Here is a 16,363-nt window from a genome sequence, read left to right on the forward strand (position 1 = left end):
GGGGCCGTGGTCGCCTACCGCCAGCCGGCCCCTACGCCGGTCCGCGCCGCGCCGGCCTCCGAGCCTGCCCGTCTGCGGCAGCTCGCCGAGGCCGCCTTCGTCCAGACCCGGGCACCGGCGGCAGCGCCGCGCGCTCCGGCCCCGGCGCCGATCCCGCGCGCCCCGGCCAAGAAGGTCGCCAACGGCCATAACGATACCGGCTGGGAAGAGTTCTGAGCGGCGTAACCGCCCAACCCGAGATCGACCGGGGCCTGGACCGCGACGCGGTTCAGGCCCCGGTCATGTCGAGGCCAGTGCCGCGGGGCACCTAGCGGGGCAGTTCGGCCCTGATCATGGCATCGGTCTCGTCCGCATCGACCCGCCTCCGCTCGAACAGCGCTCTGGCGATGGCCTTCTGTGCAGCGAGCATACGGGGATCATACAGGATCGCGGTGGCGGCCCTTGCGCAACGGTCGCGAAAGGCCGCCTGGTCCTGCGGACGCAGGAAGGCGAGATAGGGCCGCATCTGCTCCAGGTCGTCATGGTGAGACTGGATCTCGCCTGGATACCATTTCAGGCCCTCGCCGGCGTTCCAGTAGATCATCTCGCCGCAATAGCCAGCTGAGAGGATCACCACCTCCACCTCGGCACGGACGGCATCCTCCTTCCGCCCGGGCTGGAAGCCGCGCTGGTAGGGCAGGAAACAGGTCTCGCCCGTGATGCCGTGAGGTGGGCGCAGCCAGGCATGAGTGATGTAGCGCCGGTGATGCCAGCCGACGACGATATGGCCGGCCTCGTGATGAGCGCAGGCGGCCCGGCGGATCTCGACCGGTATGGCGTCCAGGTCGATGTGCGCTCTCATGCCCTCTCCTGCCCCCTCGCGACCTCGGCGGCCGGCCTTGCCGTTTTGCCGCCGGGCGCGCCGACTCAAGCCAGTCAGGATCGAGATTTACGGCGGCGCGCGCCGCTTGCGAAGGCGGGACGCTGCGGCGGCCGGCGATGTCCGATTGGAGAGGGGCCTGCGATGGTATAAGGTGACGGCCAAAGGCTGCGCGGCTCCGTCGCCGGTCTGCCGGAAAGATCGCCTCCAGATGAGAGGGGAGATATCCGATGGCGCGTTGGACCGTGCTCGCCCTGTCGCTGCTTGCGACAGGTCCCCTTCCAGCCCAAGCGGCCGGAGACCCCGCCGCGGGCGAGAAGGTCTTCCTGAAATGTCGCGCCTGCCACCAGATCGGCGAGACGGCTAAAAACGGCGTCGGGCCGAAGCTGAACGGCCTGCTCGGTCGCCATTCCGGTTCGGTCGAAGGCTACAGCTATTCGGCCGCCAACAAGAATTCGGGGCTCATCTGGGACGAGGCCACGTTCCGCGATTACATCAAGGCGCCGCAAGCCAAGATCGTCGGCACCAAGATGGTGTTTCCGGGCCTCAAATCCGATACGGAAATCGACGACGTCCTCGCCTTCCTCAAACAGTTTGACGCCGACGGAAAGAAAACACAGCCGTAAAGTCGCATGATCTTAGATTGCGTTCATCCGGCCGTGGTCCGGCTTCAATTGACAACGATCGCGAGCAGGGCGACAACATTCGACGACTGAGACTGAAAGCCGCGAATGCATCGCGGCGGATGTGCGTGCTTACGACCCGATCGGTCATCCAGGCGAGCCGAGGTTCGGCGATGGCTAGGAGAAAGCAACGTTCGAAACCTGCGGGCGCGCTCAACCGAGCATGCGCCCCACGGCCTTCATGCGCCGCGTCCCCCCTCGTCATTCCCCCCCTTGTTCCCGGCGGGCTCCAGCGCAGGCCGGCCTGCTTTAACGTTCTCATGCCGGCTGGGAGTTCGTTCCCATAGCGTAGCGTCGCGACGCGGCCTCCGTGCCGCGACGATCCATGGTTTCCGTCCGTCACCGCCCCTGGGAAGGATGACAGAGGATGGCTATCGCGGTCGCACTGGCTCTGGTGGTCGTAGGCTCGGTGGTGTTCCACCTGGTGAGCCCGTGGTGGTGGACGCCGATTGCCTCCAATTGGGGCTATATCGACGACACCCTGATCATTACCTTCTGGATCACCGGCGTCGTCTTCGCCGCCGTGGTGCTCTTCATGGCCTATTGTGTGCTCCGCTTCCGCCATCGCGAGGGCCAGCGCGCCGCCTATGAGCCCGAGAACAAGCGGCTCGAGTGTTGGCTCGCGATCGGCACCGGCATCGGCGTCATCGCCATGCTGGCTCCCGGTCTCGTCGTCTGGAAACAGTTCGTCACGGTGCCGGACGATGCCGCGACCGTCGAGATCGTCGGCCAGCAATGGCAGTGGAGCTACCGCCTTCCCGGCGCCGACGGGCGGCTCGGTGCGACCGATGTCGCCCATGTCACCCCGGAGAATCCGCTGGGCCTCGCCCCGAACGATCCGCACGGCCAGGACGACGTGATCATCCAGGGCGACCAGCTGCATCTGCCGCTCGGCAAGCCAGTCAAGCTGCTGCTGCGCTCGCTCGATGTCCTGCACAATTTCTACGTGCCGGAGTTCCGCGCCAAGATGGACATGATCCCGGGCGTGGTGACCTATTACTGGCTGACGCCGACCCGCAACGGCACTTTCGAGGCGCTTTGCGCCGAACTCTGCAGCATCGGCCACGCCTTCATGCGCGGCGGCGTCGTGGTCGAGCCGGCCAGCAACTACCAGGCCTGGCTGCAGCAACAGAAAACCTTCGCCCAACTGCAAGCGCCATCGAGGACGCAGGCGAGGAACTAGGGAGGGGTCGGGGTCGGTCCCGCTGCGGGCCGCCCGATCCGACGAGGAGCGGAAGGATGCCCTGATGGCGGACGTGGCGCATGGCGTGGCCGGCCCGGCTCCCGCGGCGGAGCACGACGATGTCGAGCTCTATCACCCGAAGAGCTGGGTGACGAAGTACGTCTTCTCGCAGGACGCCAAGGTCATCGCCATCCAGTATTCGCTCACGGCGCTGGCGATCGGGCTGGTCGCACTCGTCCTGTCCTGGCTGATGCGGATGCAGCTCGCCTTTCCAGGCTTCCTCACCTTCATCGACGCGAATTTCTACTACCGGCTCATCACCATGCACGGGATGATCATGGTGATCTATCTCCTGACCGCGCTCTTCCTCGGCGGCTTCGGGAACTACCTGATTCCGCTGATGCTGGGCGCGCGGGACATGGTGTTCCCGTATGTGAACATGCTGAGCTTCTGGATCTATTTCCTCGCGGTCATGGTCCTCGTCGCCGGCTTCTTCGCGCCGGGCGGGCCGACAGGCGCGGGCTGGACGCTCTACCCACCGCAGGCGATCCTCGCCGCCACGCCCGGCCAGCAATGGGGCATCGTCATCATGCTGGCCTCGCTGATGCTCTTCATCATCGGCTTCACCATGGGCGGGCTCAACTATGTCGTGACCGTGCTGCAGGGGCGCTGCCGGGGCATGACCCTGATGCGCATGCCGCTGACGATCTGGGGCATCTTCACCGCGACCGTGATGGCGCTGCTGGCGTTCCCCGCGCTCTTCGTCGGCGCCGTGATGATGACGCTCGACCGGCTCGTCGGGACAAGCTTCTTCATGCCCTCGATCATCGCGATGGGCGAGCGACTGGCCCACAAGGGCGGCAGCCCGATCCTGTTCCAGCACCTGTTCTGGTTCTTCGGCCATCCGGAGGTCTACATCGTCGCGCTGCCGGCCTTCGGCATCGTCTCCGATCTGATCAGCACCCATGCCCGCAAGAACATCTTCGGCTACCGGATGATGGTCTGGGCGCTGGTCGCGATCGGGGCGCTCAGCTTCGTGGTCTGGGCGCACCACATGTATGTCAGCGGCATGCATCCGGCCTTCGGCTTCTTCTTCGCCACGACGACGCTGATCATCGCCATCCCGACCGCGATCAAGGTCTACAACTGGATCCTGACCCTCTGGCGCGGCGACATTCACCTGACGGTGCCGATGCTGTTCGCACTCGGCTTCATCGTCACCTTCGTCAATGGCGGTCTGACCGGGCTCTTCCTCGGCAATGTCGTGGTCGACGTGCCGCTCTCCGACACGATGTTCGTCGTCGCGCATTTTCACATGGTGATGGGGGTCGCGCCGATCCTCGTCGTCTTCGGCGCGATCTATCACTGGTATCCGAAGATCACCGGCCGGATGCTCAATGAGCCCCTCGGCAAGCTGCACTTCTGGGTCACCTTCCTCGGCGCCTACGCGATCTTCTTCCCGATGCATTACATCGGGCTGATGGGCGTGCCGCGGCGCTATCACGAGATGGGGGCGATGGCCTTCGTGCCGCCCTCGACCGTCGACCTGAACATCTTCATCACCGTGGTCGCGCTGATCGTCGGCGCGGCGCAACTCGTCTTCCTATTCAACCTGTTCTGGAGCCTGAGACGCGGCCGGCCCTCCGGCGGCAATCCCTGGCGCGCAACGACGCTCGAATGGCAGACGCCCGAGACGCCGCCCGCCCATGGCAACTGGGGCAAGGAGCTGCCGGTGGTCTATCGCTGGGCCTATGACTACAGCGTGCCGGGGGCCGCGCAGGACTTCCTGCCGCAGAACCAGCCGCCCGAGCCGGGAGTGACGGAGGGCGTGCGGGCATGATCGTGATCCTCACCTTCATGGTCGTGTTGGCGGGCTTCGGCGGCTGGTGGCTGCTGCGCCAGGGCCTGGCCAGCAAGCCCTGGCTCGAGGTTGGCATCCCCGGCGAGGCCGACTGGAGCGGCCCGGCGCCGCGCCCCACCGCCAGGCTCGGCCTCGCCGCCTTCCTCACTGTGGCCGGTTCGCTCTTCGCCCTGCTCGTCAGCGCCTATTTCATGCGGATGGGCATGGCGGATTGGCGCGCGCTGCCAATGCCGATCGTGCTGTGGTTCAGCACCGGCCTGCTGATGCTGAGCAGCCTCGCGCTGCAGACGACGGTCAGCGCCGCCCGCCGTAGCGAGCTCGACGGCATCCGCTCCGGACTGCTGGCGGCTGGGGTGTCGGCGCTGGCCTTCCTCGCCGGCCAGATGCTGGCCTGGCGCGAGCTTGCCGAGGCCGGCTATTTCGCCGCGTCGAACCCGGCCGGCGCCTTCTTCTGCTTGGTCACCGCGATCCACGGCCTGCACATGCTGGGCGGGCTCGTGGCGCTCTACCGCACGACGGTCAGAGCCTTCGCCATTCCGATGGGCAGCACGCCCCAGGCAATCGGCGCCCTGCGGCTCAGCGTCGAGCTCTGCGCCACATATTGGCACTTCCTGCTCGTGGTCTGGCTCGCGCTGTTTGCCCTGCTGATGCGCTGGGCGGACGAATTGATCGAGATCTGTCGGGGATTGCTGACTTAGATCCAGGGATTGAGAGCGATGAACGAGGTCCTGCCCTCCACCATGCATGGCGAAGCCGCTTCCTCCTCAGGCTTGCCCGGCCTCGTCTCGGACTGGTCGTCGGATCGGCGCGCGTTCAAGGACGTCTCCTGGGGGAAGGCCATGATGTGGGTCTTCCTGCTCAGCGACACCTTCGTCTTCGCCACCTTCCTGATATCCTACATGACCGCGCGGATGTCGACGATCGTGCCCTGGCCCAATCCGAGCGAGGTCTTCGCGCTCGAGATCGGCGGCCACCACCTGCCGCTGATCCTGATTGCGATCATGACCTTCGTTCTGATCAGCAGCAGCGGCACGATGGCGATGGCGGTCAATTTCGGCTACCGGCGCGACCGCCGGAAGACGGCGATCCTGATGCTGGCGACCGCCCTGCTCGGCGCGACCTTCGTCGGCATGCAGGCCTTCGAATGGAGCAAGCTGATCTCGGAAGGCGTCCGCCCCTGGGGCAACCCCTGGGGCGCGGAACAGTTCGGCGCGAGCTTCTTCATGATCACCGGCTTCCACGGCACCCATGTCACGATCGGCGTGATCTTTCTCCTCATCATCGCCCGCAAGGTCTGGCGCGGGGATTTCGACGACGGCCGGCGCGGCTTCTTCACCAGCCGCAGGGGGCGTTACGAGATCGTCGAGATCACCGGGCTGTACTGGCACTTCGTCGATCTCGTCTGGGTCTTCATCTTCGCGCTGTTCTATCTCTGGTGAGCGAGGCCGCCATGTCGCAACGGACGAGCCATTCCGACATCCAGCCAACCGTGCAGGCGGAAGCCCAGCACCATCCGATCAGGCTCTATCTCGTGGTCTGGATCTGGCTGTTCATCCTCAGCGCCTGCTCCTATCTGGTCGATTACTTCCATGTCGCCGGATTGCTGCGCTGGTCGCTGATCCTGATCTTCATGGCACTGAAGGCCGGGCTGATCATCGCCGTGTTCATGCACATGGCCTGGGAGCGGCTGGCGCTGAGCTACGCGATCCTGCTGCCGCCGACGGTGCTGCTGGTCTTCGTGGGCATCATGATCCTGGAATCCGACTACACGCTCCTGTCCCGCGTGACGTTCTTCACAGGCGGTTCGTGAGCCGGCGATGTTTCGGGAATGGCCATGACACCGCGGCGCGCCATATCGGCCGTCCGACCATGTCCGGAGAGTCTGCGTCCGTCAGAGGAGGGTTCGACCCATGGCTGCCAAGGAGCTGAAATTCTCGTCGGAAGCGCGCGACAAGATGCTGCGCGGCGTGGAGATCCTCGCCAATGCCGTCAAGGTCACCCTCGGCCCGAAAGGCCGCAACGTCGTGATCGAGAAGAGCTTCGGAGCCCCTCGCATCACCAAGGACGGTGTGGCGGTCGCCAGAGAGATCGAACTGTCCGACAAGTTCGAGAACATGGGCGCGCAGATGGTGCGCGAGGTCGCCGCGAAGCAGCATGACGCCGCCGGCGACGGCACCACGACCGCGACCGTGCTGGCCCATGCCATCGTCCGGGAGGGCGCCAAGGCGGTCGCCGCCGGCATGAACCCGATGGACCTGAAGCGTGGCATCGACATGGCCGTCGACGCCGTGGTCGCCGATTTCAGGAAGAACGCCAAGGCGGTAACGGCCAATAGCGAGATCGCCCAGATCGGCACCATCTCGGCCAATGGCGACACCGAGATCGGCCGGATGATCGCCGCCGCGATGAAGAAGGTCGGCAATGAAGGCGTGATCACTGTCGAGGAGGCCAGGACTGCGGAGACCGAGCTCGACATCGTCGAGGGCATGCAGTTCGACCGCGGCTACATCTCGCCCTACTTCATTACCGATGCGGAGAAGCTGCGCGTCGAGCTGGAAGACGCCTATGTCCTGATCCACGAGAAGAAGCTCTCCTCCCTGCAGACCCTGTTGCCGCTGCTCGAGGCGGCGATGCAGTCCGGCAAGCCGCTGCTGATCATCGCCGAGGACGTCGAGGGCGAGGCGCTGGCGACGCTCGTCGTCAACAAGCTGCGCGCGGGCCTGAAGATCGCCGCCGTCAAGGCACCAGGCTTCGGCGATCGCCGCAAGGCCATGCTCGAGGACATCGCGATCCTGACCGCCGGCCAGATGATCTCGGAAGACCTCGGCATCAAGCTCGACACCGTCTCGCTCCAGATGCTCGGCCGCGCCAAGAAGGTCTCGATCGAGAAGGAGACCACGACCATCGTCGGCGGGGCCGGCAAAAAGAAGGACATCGCGGACCGCGTCGCCCAGATCAAGGCGCAGATCGAAGAGACCTCGTCCGACTACGACCGCGAGAAACTCCAGGAGCGCCTGGCCAAGCTCGCCGGCGGCGTCGCGGTCATCCGCGTCGGCGGCGCGACCGAGGTCGAGGTCAAGGAGAAGAAGGATCGCGTCGACGACGCCATGCATGCGACGCGTGCAGCCGTCGAGGAAGGGATCCTGCCCGGGGGCGGCGTGCCGCTGCTGAGAGCGTTGCAGTCGCTCGGCAGCCTCAAGCCGGCCAATGGCGACCAAAAGACCGGTATCGACATCGTGCGCCGCGCCCTACAGGCCCCGGCACGGCAGATCATCGAGAATGCCGGCGGCGACAGCGCGGTCATCGTCGGCAAGCTCATCGAGGCCAACGACTACAACTGGGGCTACAATTCCGCGACGGGCGAGTATCAGGACCTGGTGGCGAACGGCGTGATCGACCCGGCCAAGGTCGTGCGTACCGCGCTCGAGGACGCCGCCTCGATCGCCTCGCTGCTGATCACCACCGAGGCGCTGGTCGCGGAACTGCCGAAGAAGGAAACGCCGCCGGCGATGCCGGGAGGCATGGACTACTAGCGCCCGCCGGTTCGATGGCGGAACCAGATCATCCGGCCTGATCACCGGACGGTCAGGATTTTTCGGCCTCCAACCCTTCAAGCAGGATCTGGAGCGCCGCCTCGGCTGCATGATCCGACCTGACCGTGTCGGGCCCCAGCAGGCCGTCCATCGTCAGGAGCGTGACGCCATGCAGATGCGCCCAGCCGGCGCTGGTCTGCTCGTAGACCTCTCTTCTGCGCAGCCAGCCGGTTCCCTGTCCCTCCTCGATCAGTTCGACAAGCACCGCCAGCGCCGCCTCGCCGCGCTCCTTGAGCCGCAGGCTGGCAGCAGCGCGTGCGTCCGCGCTGAACATCAGCCGATAGAGGTTCGGATTGGCCGTACCGAACCGCACATAGGCGCGCGACATTTCCAGGAATTGCTCCCGTAAGGTCGCCGGTGCCGGCGGGCGCGCGGCGAGCAGCGCAACGCGCAGCCGGTCCATCCCGATCAGCGCCAACTCCGCGAGCAGCGCCGCCTTGTCCGGGAAGTGCTTGTAGGAAGCGGTGTGGCTCACACCCGCCCGGCGCGCCAGCTCGCGCAAGGTGAACTGCCAGCCATTGTCCTCGGCCAGCATCTCCATGGCGGTGTCGAGCATGGCGCGCCGCAGGTCGCCGTGATGATAGCGTTTGGGTTCGTCGTTCATAGCGCAAAGTTAGCGGCGGAAACATATGTTGACAATAGTAACTTCATCGCCTATTTCGACTCGAAGTGACCACTGGTCACATTTTTGAACGAAAAGGAATGAACCATGCGATTGAACAACAAGACCGTGCTTGTCACCGGCGCCGCGAGCGGCATCGGTTACGCCATCACCCAGCTCTTCGCCGAACAGGGGGCGACCGTCTTCGCCAGCGATGTCAAGGCGCCGGCGCAGCCCTATGCCGACGGTATCCAGGCGCTTGATCTCGACGTCGCGAGCGAGGCGGCCTGGAAGGCGGCGGTCGACACGGTCGTCGCCAAAACCGGTCGGCTCGACGTTCTCGTCAACAATGCCGGCATCATCGCCTATGAGCCGCTGCACGAGCTCGGCATCGAGGCTTGGAACCGGATGATCGCGATCGACCAGACCGGCGTCTTCCTCGGCATGCGCGAGGCGGTGCGCGTGATGCGGCCGCGGAGGTCGGGCTCGATCATCAACATCTCCTCGATCTGGGGCAGCGCGGCGGTCGCCGGCGCGCACAGCTACCACGCCGCCAAGGGCGCGGTGCGCAACATGTCGAAGAATGCTGCGATCACCTATGTCGGCGACGGCATCCGCGTGAACTCGGTACATCCCGGCTTCATCGCGACGCCGCTGACCGACGCACAGGCGCCCGACCTCAACGAGGCCACCGTCGGTGCGACGCCGATGAAGCGCGCCGGGCAGCCGATCGAGATCGCCTATGGCGCGCTGTACCTGGCCTCCGACGAGTCCAGCTACGTGACCGGAACCGAGCTGGTGATCGACGGCGGCTATCTCGCGCAGTAATGACTGCCCACCCGGCCGGCCGCAGCCGGCCGGGTGGGGCCCGCACGACCTGCATGGCGACGGTCATCTCAGCTCGATCGTCGTCTCGACGACATGCTGCAGCGCCGGCTCGTCCTCCGAGGTCAGCGTCATCCGGAGGCGCAGCTTGCGCCCATCCGGCGCGCCCGCCCGCGCGACACGCTCGATCTCACGCTGCGAGGTGACCCCGACCTCCTTCAGGAACTTGCGGACAGCCATGTTGAAACGGTCCTCATCCATGATCGGTCTCCCAGGGTTGCCATCGGTTCGCCAAGTGCCGGCCGGGACCGGAGCGATCGGTTCCCAGCATCAGGCGTAGCGGCGGATCTCAGCGGCGATGTCGGGGCGATGCCGATCGAGCCATGCGGTCGCCCCGTTTCCATCGACGCGGCACTCGAACGTTGCCCAGGACGGGTCTTCCCGCGTCTCCATCTCCAGTCGATCCCGCGCGTAGCGGATCAGCTCGTGAAGCGCCTCATAGCCCGGGCGCGCCTCCAGGCCGTCCGCAACCCAGGGCACCGACCAATTCTTCCTGCTCAGCAAGACGATCGTGCGCGCATCGGCCGTCTCGAACCAGGGGGTCGCGTCGAATTCGACCTGCATTGCTTCATCGGCCGTGTGGCACTCCGCCCGGATCATGTTCCGCCCCTTCCCATGTCCCGCGCCGTCGCGCCGCCTGAGCGGCGTCAGGCGACCCGAAAAAGTCTGACCTCGTCGTCGATCCCCTTCAGGGAGCAGGGCCCGAACTCGACGAAGCGGATACCGGAGCCGGCGACGAGATCGCGCACCGTCGCCGAGACGAGCACCTCCCCGGCGCCGGCCAGCGACGACACCCGGGCCGCCGTGTTCACCGCGATGCCGGTGATGTCGTCGCCCTTGACCTCGACCTCCCCCGTATGCAGCCCGCTGCGCAGCTCGAGCCCAAGCGAGCGGACGGCATCGCCGATCGCCCCGGCGCAGCGGATGGCACGGGCCGGCCCGTCGAAGGTCACGACGAAGCCGTCGCCAAGCGTCTTGACCTCGCGCCCCCGGTAGCGGGCGATCTCCTGCCGCGCGATATGGTCGTGCCGCTCGATCAGACCCTTCCAGGCGTTGTCGCCCAGCTCGGCCAGGCGCCTGGTCGAGTCGACGATATCGGTGAAGAGCACCGTCGTCAGGACGCGGTCGCTCTCGACATGCGAGCGCGATCCGGTGAGGAACTCCTCGATCGCACCCGCCGCGGCATCGACGTCCGCAGCCCAGAGGACGTGGTCGTTCCCCGGCAGCTCGAGGTAGCGCGCGCCATTGATGCCCTGAGCGAGGTTCCTGCCGCCTTCGACATTGACGCGGGTATCGCCGACCCGATGCAGAACCAGCGTCGGGGTGCGGATGATCGGCAGGACGTGACGGACATCGATCTCGGTATTCATCCGCATCAGCGCGATCACGGCGGAGGGGCTAGCGCCCAGGCGCTCGAAGCGCGCCCACCAGGCGGTAAAGCGTTCGTCGCCGACCCTGCTCGGAGCGAAGGCCGCGAGGCTGGCGCCCGATCCCCAACGCTCGTCGACCCGGGTAACGAAAGCCTCGAAACGATCGGGCGGCAGGACGTAGGAGAAGAAGTGCGCGTAGGTGCCGTAGAGGGCGAGAGCCACACAGCGCTCGGGGTAGGTCGCGGCGAATAGCAGGCTCATCGCGCCGCCCTCCGATACGCCGAAGATCGCCGCGCGCTTGCTTCCGGCAGCGTCCATGACGGCGCGGACGTCGTCCATCCTTTCCTCGAGGGTGGGCAGGTTCCCGACCCTGTCCGAGAGACCGGTGCCGCGCTTGTCGAACAGGATCAACCGGCTGAAGCTGGCGAGGCGCATCAAAAAGTGCGTAAGGGTCGGCTCGTCCCAATAATGGTCGAGGTTCGAGATGAAGCCCGGCACGAAGACGAGATCGAGCGGCCCGTTCCCCAGGACCTGATAGGCGATCCGGACCTCTCCGCTCTTCGCATAGTGCGTCTCAGGCGGCATCGCGCCCTCCGACCTCGCCATGGGATGGTCGGAGACTGTGGTCCCGTTGCCCCGTGCAGGTCAATCAGCCCGGGCCGGAGCGCGCTCGCGCCTAGGCCTTGTCGAAGAGCCCGGCCGAAATCAGCTTCTCGTAGGCGGTGAAGACATGTTCCGGCACGGCTTGCGGGCCGTCCTCGCCATAAGCGTATCGCCGGCTCAGATAGCCGCGCGCGCCCATCAGCACATGGACGATGACCTCAAGCTCCTCGTCAGTGTAATCGCCGACCCGCCCCGGTCCCCGCGCGCGCTTGAGCAGCCTCACATAGGCGGTCGAGATGTTGTCGAGATGGTGCTGATAGCCGGTCGGCGCGTAGACCTCGGCCTCGTTCAGGATGCGGAGGAATTCCGGCGTCTCCTTCAGGAAGTCGAAGAAGGCGCGGAAGCGCGTCACCTCCCTCTCCACCTCTGAGTTCGCCTGGTCGATCCGCGTGCGGATGAAGGCGACCATCTGCTGGCCGATCACCGGCAGCAACTGGTCCAGCAGCTCCTGCCGGTTCTCGAAGTGATTGTAGAAGGTGCCCTGCGCCACGCCGGCAGCATCGGTGATGCGTGCGACCGAAGCGTCGGCATAGCCGTAGCGACCGACCATCTTGGCGGCGGCCCCGAACAGCCGACGCTTGACGTCGTCGTTCTTCTCGCTGCGCGTCAGTTTCACGGGGCGCTTGGCGGTCGCCGTCTTGGATGTGCTGATGACCATGCGCGTCAAAGGCTCGCTTGTCGTGACACTGCTTGAATTAAGACCGGAATTCGTCCCGGAGAAGTCTTTTCAGAATCTTTCCGGAGGGGTTTCGCGGCAGGCTTTCGCGAACGACGATGTCGCGCGGCGCCTTGAAGGCCGCCAACTTCGTCCGGCAATGACTCCGCAAGGCCTCCAGCGAGAGTGCGGCGCCGGGCTCAAGCACGACGAAAGCGACGGGCTTCTCGCCCCAGCGCTCGTCGGGGGCGCCGATGACCGCGACCTCGCGCACCTGCGGCAACTCGAAGATCACGCGCTCGACCTCCGACGAGGCGATGTTCTCGCCGCCCGAGATGATCATGTCCTTCAGCCGATCGGTCAGGAAGAGAAAGCCGTCGGCGTCGAGATAGCCCATATCGCCGCTGCGGAACCAGTCACCGTAGAAGGCCGCCTCGGTCTTGGCCGGATCGTTCCAGTAGCCGCGGGTGATCTTGGGTCCGCGCAGGCAGATCTCGCCGGGCTCGCCGGCCGGCAGCTCACGGCCCTGCTCGTCGCGGATCGCGATCTCGACATGCGCCAGCGCCCGCCCGACCGAGCCGATCTTCTCGATCTCGCGCCCGGCTTCCATCAGGGTGTCGCCGCTGCAGGTCTCAGTCAGCCCATAAGCGTCGATGTAGCGGGCCTTGGGGAAGCTCTCGCCGAAGCTGCGGATGCGGACTTCCGGCGTGCGCTCGCCGCCGCCGATGACCCAGCGCAGGCTGGTCAGGTCGAGCCCGCTCGCCGGCGCCGCCGCCAGCATGGCGCTGGTCATCACCGGTGCGAGCCAGGCACAATCGAGCCGCTCGCCGGCGATCGCAGCCAGCGCCGCCTCGGCGGAGAAATCGCGCAGGATGCAGAGCATGCCTCCGACCCAGAGCACTGCCATACCCGGCAAATCAAAGGCCCCGACATGGTAGAGCGGCCCGGTGACGAGCAGGCGGTTCCCGGCGTTCAGCCCGAGCGCGACGACATGGTCGCTGCACTTCCAGTAGAAGTTCTCATAGCTGTGCATCACTCCCTTCGGACGGTCTGTGGTGCCGGAGGTGTACATCAGCCGGTACAGATCGCCCGGCTTGCGCGGGACACGCGGCACGGGCGCCGCTCCGGGGCCGAGCCGCGTGCTGTCAGACTGGGCTGCCGCATCGAGCAGCACTGTGTCGGCGACCAATTCTGCGGCGCTCGCGAGTTCCTGATCCGCGATCAGCAGCTTGGCGCCTGAATTCTCGACGATGTAGCGGACCTCGTCCGCCGAGAGCCGGAAGTTGATCGGCAGGAACACGGCGCCGATATGCCCAACCGCAATCGCGATCTCGACGAACGCGGCGCTGTTCTTCATCAGCACCGCCACGACATCGCCTTCGCCGATGCCGCGCTCGCTGAGCCAGCCACCGGTCGTCGCAACCCGGCGAGCGAGCGCGGCGTAGCTGATCTGGGCATCGCCGAAAACGATCGCGATGCGCTCCGGCGTCCGACTGGCGTGGAAGTCGATGAAGCTCGAAAGATTGATCATTCCCGTCCGCTGCCCGTCCCGTATCCGCCCTTGCGCCAGCCCGTCGCGAGAGCCGGTCAGATCGTTTTCTGGTTTATGACTCGTAATTCATTTTTTTCTTGACGTCACCACCCGCCGTCACGACTATCGCCGGCAACAGGGCCGATGGAAACGACCGCGGCCAATAAGGCATGCCCACCGCACAGTCGGAAAGGGCCAGGCGGAACCAGGGAGAGAATGATGACCAAGACGTCGTGGACCTCGATGAACCGGCGCGGCTTCCTCGCCGCAGGAGCGGCCGCCGCAGGCACGGTCTCGATGCCCTGGGTGGCAAGCGCGCAGGCCAAGACCATCAAGGTCGGCTTCCCGACCATTCTGTCCGGGCGTGTCGCCCAGCTCGGCACCTCCTCGCGCAACGCCGCTCAGATGGAGGTCGAGAAGGTCAATGCCGCCGGCGGCATCGGCGGACGCGCGATCGAACTCGTTGTCCGCGACACCAAGGGCCAGCCGCAGGAAGCCGCTCGCGTCGCCCGCGAGCTGGTCAATTCGGACGGATGCGAGCTGCTGATCGACGCCGAAGCCTCGACCGGTGCCTTCGCCGTGCACGAGGTGGCACGCGATCTCGGCATCCTCTGCATCCACACCAATTCGGAAACCTCCTCGCTCAGCGCGGATCCCAAGCTCAAGCTGCCGAACGCCTTCCGCTGCGCCCGACAGGGCATCCACGACTCGGTCGTCGGCGGCACCTATGCGGCCGAAATCGCCAATGCGAAGAACCTGACGCGCTGGGCCACCTGCTCGCCGGACTATGCCTACGGGCGCGACACCACCGCCGAGTTCGTGATGTACCTGAAGCAGTTCGCGCCGAAGGTCGAGGTGATCAGCGAGGCCTGGCCGAAGATCTTCCAGCCCGACTACACCGAGGCCATCACCAAGATCCTGCAGGCCAAGCCGCAGGCGCTCTACTCCTGCCTCTGGGGCGGCGACCTGACCTCCTTCATCGACCAGGCCGCGATTTACGCGCTGTTCACTCAGATGCAGTTCTACGCCGTCAACATGGCCGACTACACGGCCCTGACCGCAGTCAAGAACCTGCCGGCCGGCATCCATTCGGGCAACCGCTACATCAAGACCTTCCCGGCCACGCCGGAGAACGCCGCCTGGGGCGACGCCTACAAGGCCAAGTATGGCGAGTTTCCGACGAACTGGGCCTGGCAGAACGCGCTGGGCGTCAACTTCCTCGCCGAGGCCGCGAAGAAGGCCAATTCGGCCGACGGCAAGAAGATCGCCGAGGCGCTGCGCGGCCTGACCATCAAGTCGCCCTTCGGCGCCGACGGCACGGTCACGATGCGCGCCGAGGACCAGACCATCGTCGGCTACGCCGTCGGCTGGGGCACGACCATCCCGAAGGAGCCCTATGTGCCGGAGATGAAGAGCGTGCCGTGGCAGCGCATCTTCGAGCTCGAGGCCGCATGGAAGAAGTCGAAGGGCTTCGCCTGAGACCTCGGCCGCGGCGGTGCCGACCGCCGCCTCCCCTCCCGCATCAGCCGGGCCGCGTTCTCACGCGGCCTGAACGCCCCTTGTCGATGAGCGCGCGATGGATCTCAACGCCCTGACCGAATGCCTGGTCTCGACCTCCTGCATGGTGACGCAGGTGACGAGCGGCTTCATCATCGGAATGCTGCTCTTCCTGGTCGCGATCGGGCTCACGCTCATCTTCGGCGTGATGAAGATCGTGAACTTCACGCATGGCGCGTTCTACATGATCGGCGCCTATCTCGCGATGACGGTGTTCCAGGCAACAGGCAGCTACACGCTGGCCCTGCTCGGCGCTGCCATCGGCGCCTGCCTGTTCGGCGTCGTGGTCGAGCGCTTCTTCATGCAGCGCATCTATGGCGGCAACGTCCTGATGCAGCTCCTGGTCTGCTACGCGCTCGTCCTCATCCTCGACGACCTCGTGCGCATCGTCTGGGGCCCCGAATTCAAGTCGATGGGCATGCCGGACGCCTTCCGCGTGCCGCCGCTCTTCATCCTGGGAGGCATCGTCCCGCCCTTCTACCTGTTCCTCATCGCGGCTGCGCTCGCCATTGCGGTCGTCGTCGGGCTCGCCATCGCCCGTACGCGCTTCGGCAAGACGATCCGGGCCGCGGCCCACAACCCGGCGATGGTCTCGGTGCTCGGCATCAACACCGGCCTGCTCTTCACCGGCGTCTTCGCGCTGGGCTGCCTCCTGGCCGGCCTCGCTGGCGGGCTGGCGGCGCCCGTGCGTTCGCTGACGCCGGGCATGGGCTTCTCCATCCTGATCGAGAGCTTCATCGTCACCGTCATCGGCGGCATGGGCTCGATCCTCGGCGCGCTGGTCGGAGCCGTGCTGATCGGCCTGATCCGCACCTTCGGCGCGCTGGGCTTCCCGCTTTTCACGGAGGCGTTGATGTACCTCGCCATGGCGGTCGTGCTGATCGTCAAGCCGTCGGGTCTGTTCGGTCGCGAGGCAGCCTGA

At 65.9% G+C, this 16,363-nt stretch carries 17 protein-coding genes and 1 pseudogene; 11 read left to right on the forward strand and 7 right to left on the reverse strand.

Features of this window, described 5'->3' with window-relative positions; translation table 11 throughout:
• A pseudogene (locus VGN82_RS02355) lies at positions 1–216 on the forward strand (hypothetical protein); the annotation flags it as partial.
• A 91-nt stretch (positions 217–307) separates the two neighbouring features.
• Here the strand turns inward: VGN82_RS02355 and VGN82_RS02360 are convergent.
• Positions 308–841, reverse strand: a complete 534-nt coding sequence (locus VGN82_RS02360) for a hypothetical protein (protein ID WP_327525379.1) — start codon at positions 839–841, stop codon at positions 308–310.
• Between the two features lie 248 nt (positions 842–1,089).
• On the opposite strand from VGN82_RS02360, the gene VGN82_RS02365 reads away from it, so the two are divergent.
• From VGN82_RS02365 to groL, 7 genes are all read left to right on the forward strand, one after another.
• Entirely contained in the window at positions 1,090–1,485 is a 396-nt protein-coding gene (locus VGN82_RS02365) for a c-type cytochrome (RefSeq protein ID WP_327525380.1), read from the forward strand.
• A gap of 424 nt (positions 1,486–1,909) precedes the next feature.
• Positions 1,910–2,725, forward strand: a complete 816-nt coding sequence (locus VGN82_RS02370; protein WP_327525381.1) for a cytochrome c oxidase subunit II — start codon at positions 1,910–1,912, stop codon at positions 2,723–2,725.
• Between the two features lie 64 nt (positions 2,726–2,789).
• Positions 2,790–4,565 (forward strand): cbb3-type cytochrome c oxidase subunit I, encoded by a 1,776-nt coding sequence (locus tag VGN82_RS02375; protein WP_327525382.1) that lies wholly within the window; start codon positions 2,790–2,792, stop codon positions 4,563–4,565.
• Positions 4,562–5,284, forward strand: coding sequence for a cytochrome c oxidase subunit 3 (locus VGN82_RS02380; RefSeq protein ID WP_327525383.1), 723 nt, complete (start codon positions 4,562–4,564; stop codon positions 5,282–5,284). The genes VGN82_RS02375 and VGN82_RS02380 overlap by 4 nt, the downstream gene beginning before the upstream one ends.
• Before the next feature lie 42 nt (positions 5,285–5,326).
• The gene (locus VGN82_RS02385) at positions 5,327–6,025 is read left to right on the forward strand and encodes a heme-copper oxidase subunit III family protein (RefSeq protein ID WP_414644184.1); all 699 of its coding nucleotides are present in this window, start codon (positions 5,327–5,329) and stop codon (positions 6,023–6,025) included.
• A gap of 11 nt (positions 6,026–6,036) precedes the next feature.
• Entirely contained in the window at positions 6,037–6,396 is a 360-nt protein-coding gene (locus VGN82_RS02390; protein ID WP_327525385.1) for a cytochrome C oxidase subunit IV family protein, read from the forward strand.
• Positions 6,397–6,496: 100 nt separating this feature from the next.
• Positions 6,497–8,119, forward strand: coding sequence for a chaperonin GroEL (gene groL / locus VGN82_RS02395; protein WP_327525386.1), 1,623 nt, complete (start codon positions 6,497–6,499; stop codon positions 8,117–8,119).
• 52 nt (positions 8,120–8,171) lie between these two features.
• Here groL and VGN82_RS02400 read toward each other — a convergent pair whose 3' ends face one another.
• Positions 8,172–8,783, reverse strand: coding sequence for a TetR/AcrR family transcriptional regulator (locus tag VGN82_RS02400; protein ID WP_327525387.1), 612 nt, complete (start codon positions 8,781–8,783; stop codon positions 8,172–8,174).
• A 105-nt stretch (positions 8,784–8,888) separates the two neighbouring features.
• On the opposite strand from VGN82_RS02400, the gene VGN82_RS02405 reads away from it, so the two are divergent.
• A complete protein-coding gene (locus tag VGN82_RS02405; protein WP_327525388.1) occupies positions 8,889–9,608 on the forward strand; it encodes an SDR family oxidoreductase in 720 nt (239 codons plus the stop codon).
• 63 nt (positions 9,609–9,671) lie between these two features.
• Here VGN82_RS02405 and VGN82_RS02410 read toward each other — a convergent pair whose 3' ends face one another.
• From VGN82_RS02410 to VGN82_RS02430, 5 genes are all read right to left on the reverse strand, one after another.
• Entirely contained in the window at positions 9,672–9,866 is a 195-nt protein-coding gene (locus VGN82_RS02410) for a DUF6494 family protein (RefSeq protein WP_327525389.1), read from the reverse strand.
• 69 nt (positions 9,867–9,935) lie between these two features.
• Complete coding sequence (locus VGN82_RS02415) at positions 9,936–10,229, reverse strand: hypothetical protein (RefSeq protein ID WP_327525390.1); 294 nt, start codon at positions 10,227–10,229, stop codon at positions 9,936–9,938.
• An 83-nt stretch (positions 10,230–10,312) separates the two neighbouring features.
• On the reverse strand, positions 10,313–11,620 hold the full coding sequence (locus tag VGN82_RS02420; RefSeq protein ID WP_327525391.1) for an adenylate/guanylate cyclase domain-containing protein: 1,308 nt from the start codon (positions 11,618–11,620) through the stop codon (positions 10,313–10,315).
• A 91-nt stretch (positions 11,621–11,711) separates the two neighbouring features.
• Positions 11,712–12,356, reverse strand: a complete 645-nt coding sequence (locus VGN82_RS02425; protein ID WP_327525392.1) for a TetR/AcrR family transcriptional regulator — start codon at positions 12,354–12,356, stop codon at positions 11,712–11,714.
• 37 nt (positions 12,357–12,393) lie between these two features.
• Positions 12,394–13,884: an AMP-binding protein gene (locus VGN82_RS02430; protein ID WP_327525393.1), complete on the reverse strand. Its 1,491-nt coding sequence runs from the start codon at positions 13,882–13,884 to the stop codon at positions 12,394–12,396.
• A gap of 219 nt (positions 13,885–14,103) precedes the next feature.
• Here VGN82_RS02430 and VGN82_RS02435 point away from each other — a divergent pair, with 219 nt between their 5' ends.
• The gene (locus tag VGN82_RS02435; protein ID WP_327525394.1) at positions 14,104–15,363 is read left to right on the forward strand and encodes an ABC transporter substrate-binding protein; all 1,260 of its coding nucleotides are present in this window, start codon (positions 14,104–14,106) and stop codon (positions 15,361–15,363) included.
• A gap of 97 nt (positions 15,364–15,460) precedes the next feature.
• Entirely contained in the window at positions 15,461–16,363 is a 903-nt protein-coding gene (locus tag VGN82_RS02440; protein WP_327525395.1) for a branched-chain amino acid ABC transporter permease, read from the forward strand.

Origin of the sequence: Allobosea sp. (assembly GCF_035999205.1) — a bacterium.
Taxonomy (GTDB): Bacteria; Pseudomonadota; Alphaproteobacteria; order Rhizobiales; family Beijerinckiaceae; genus Allobosea.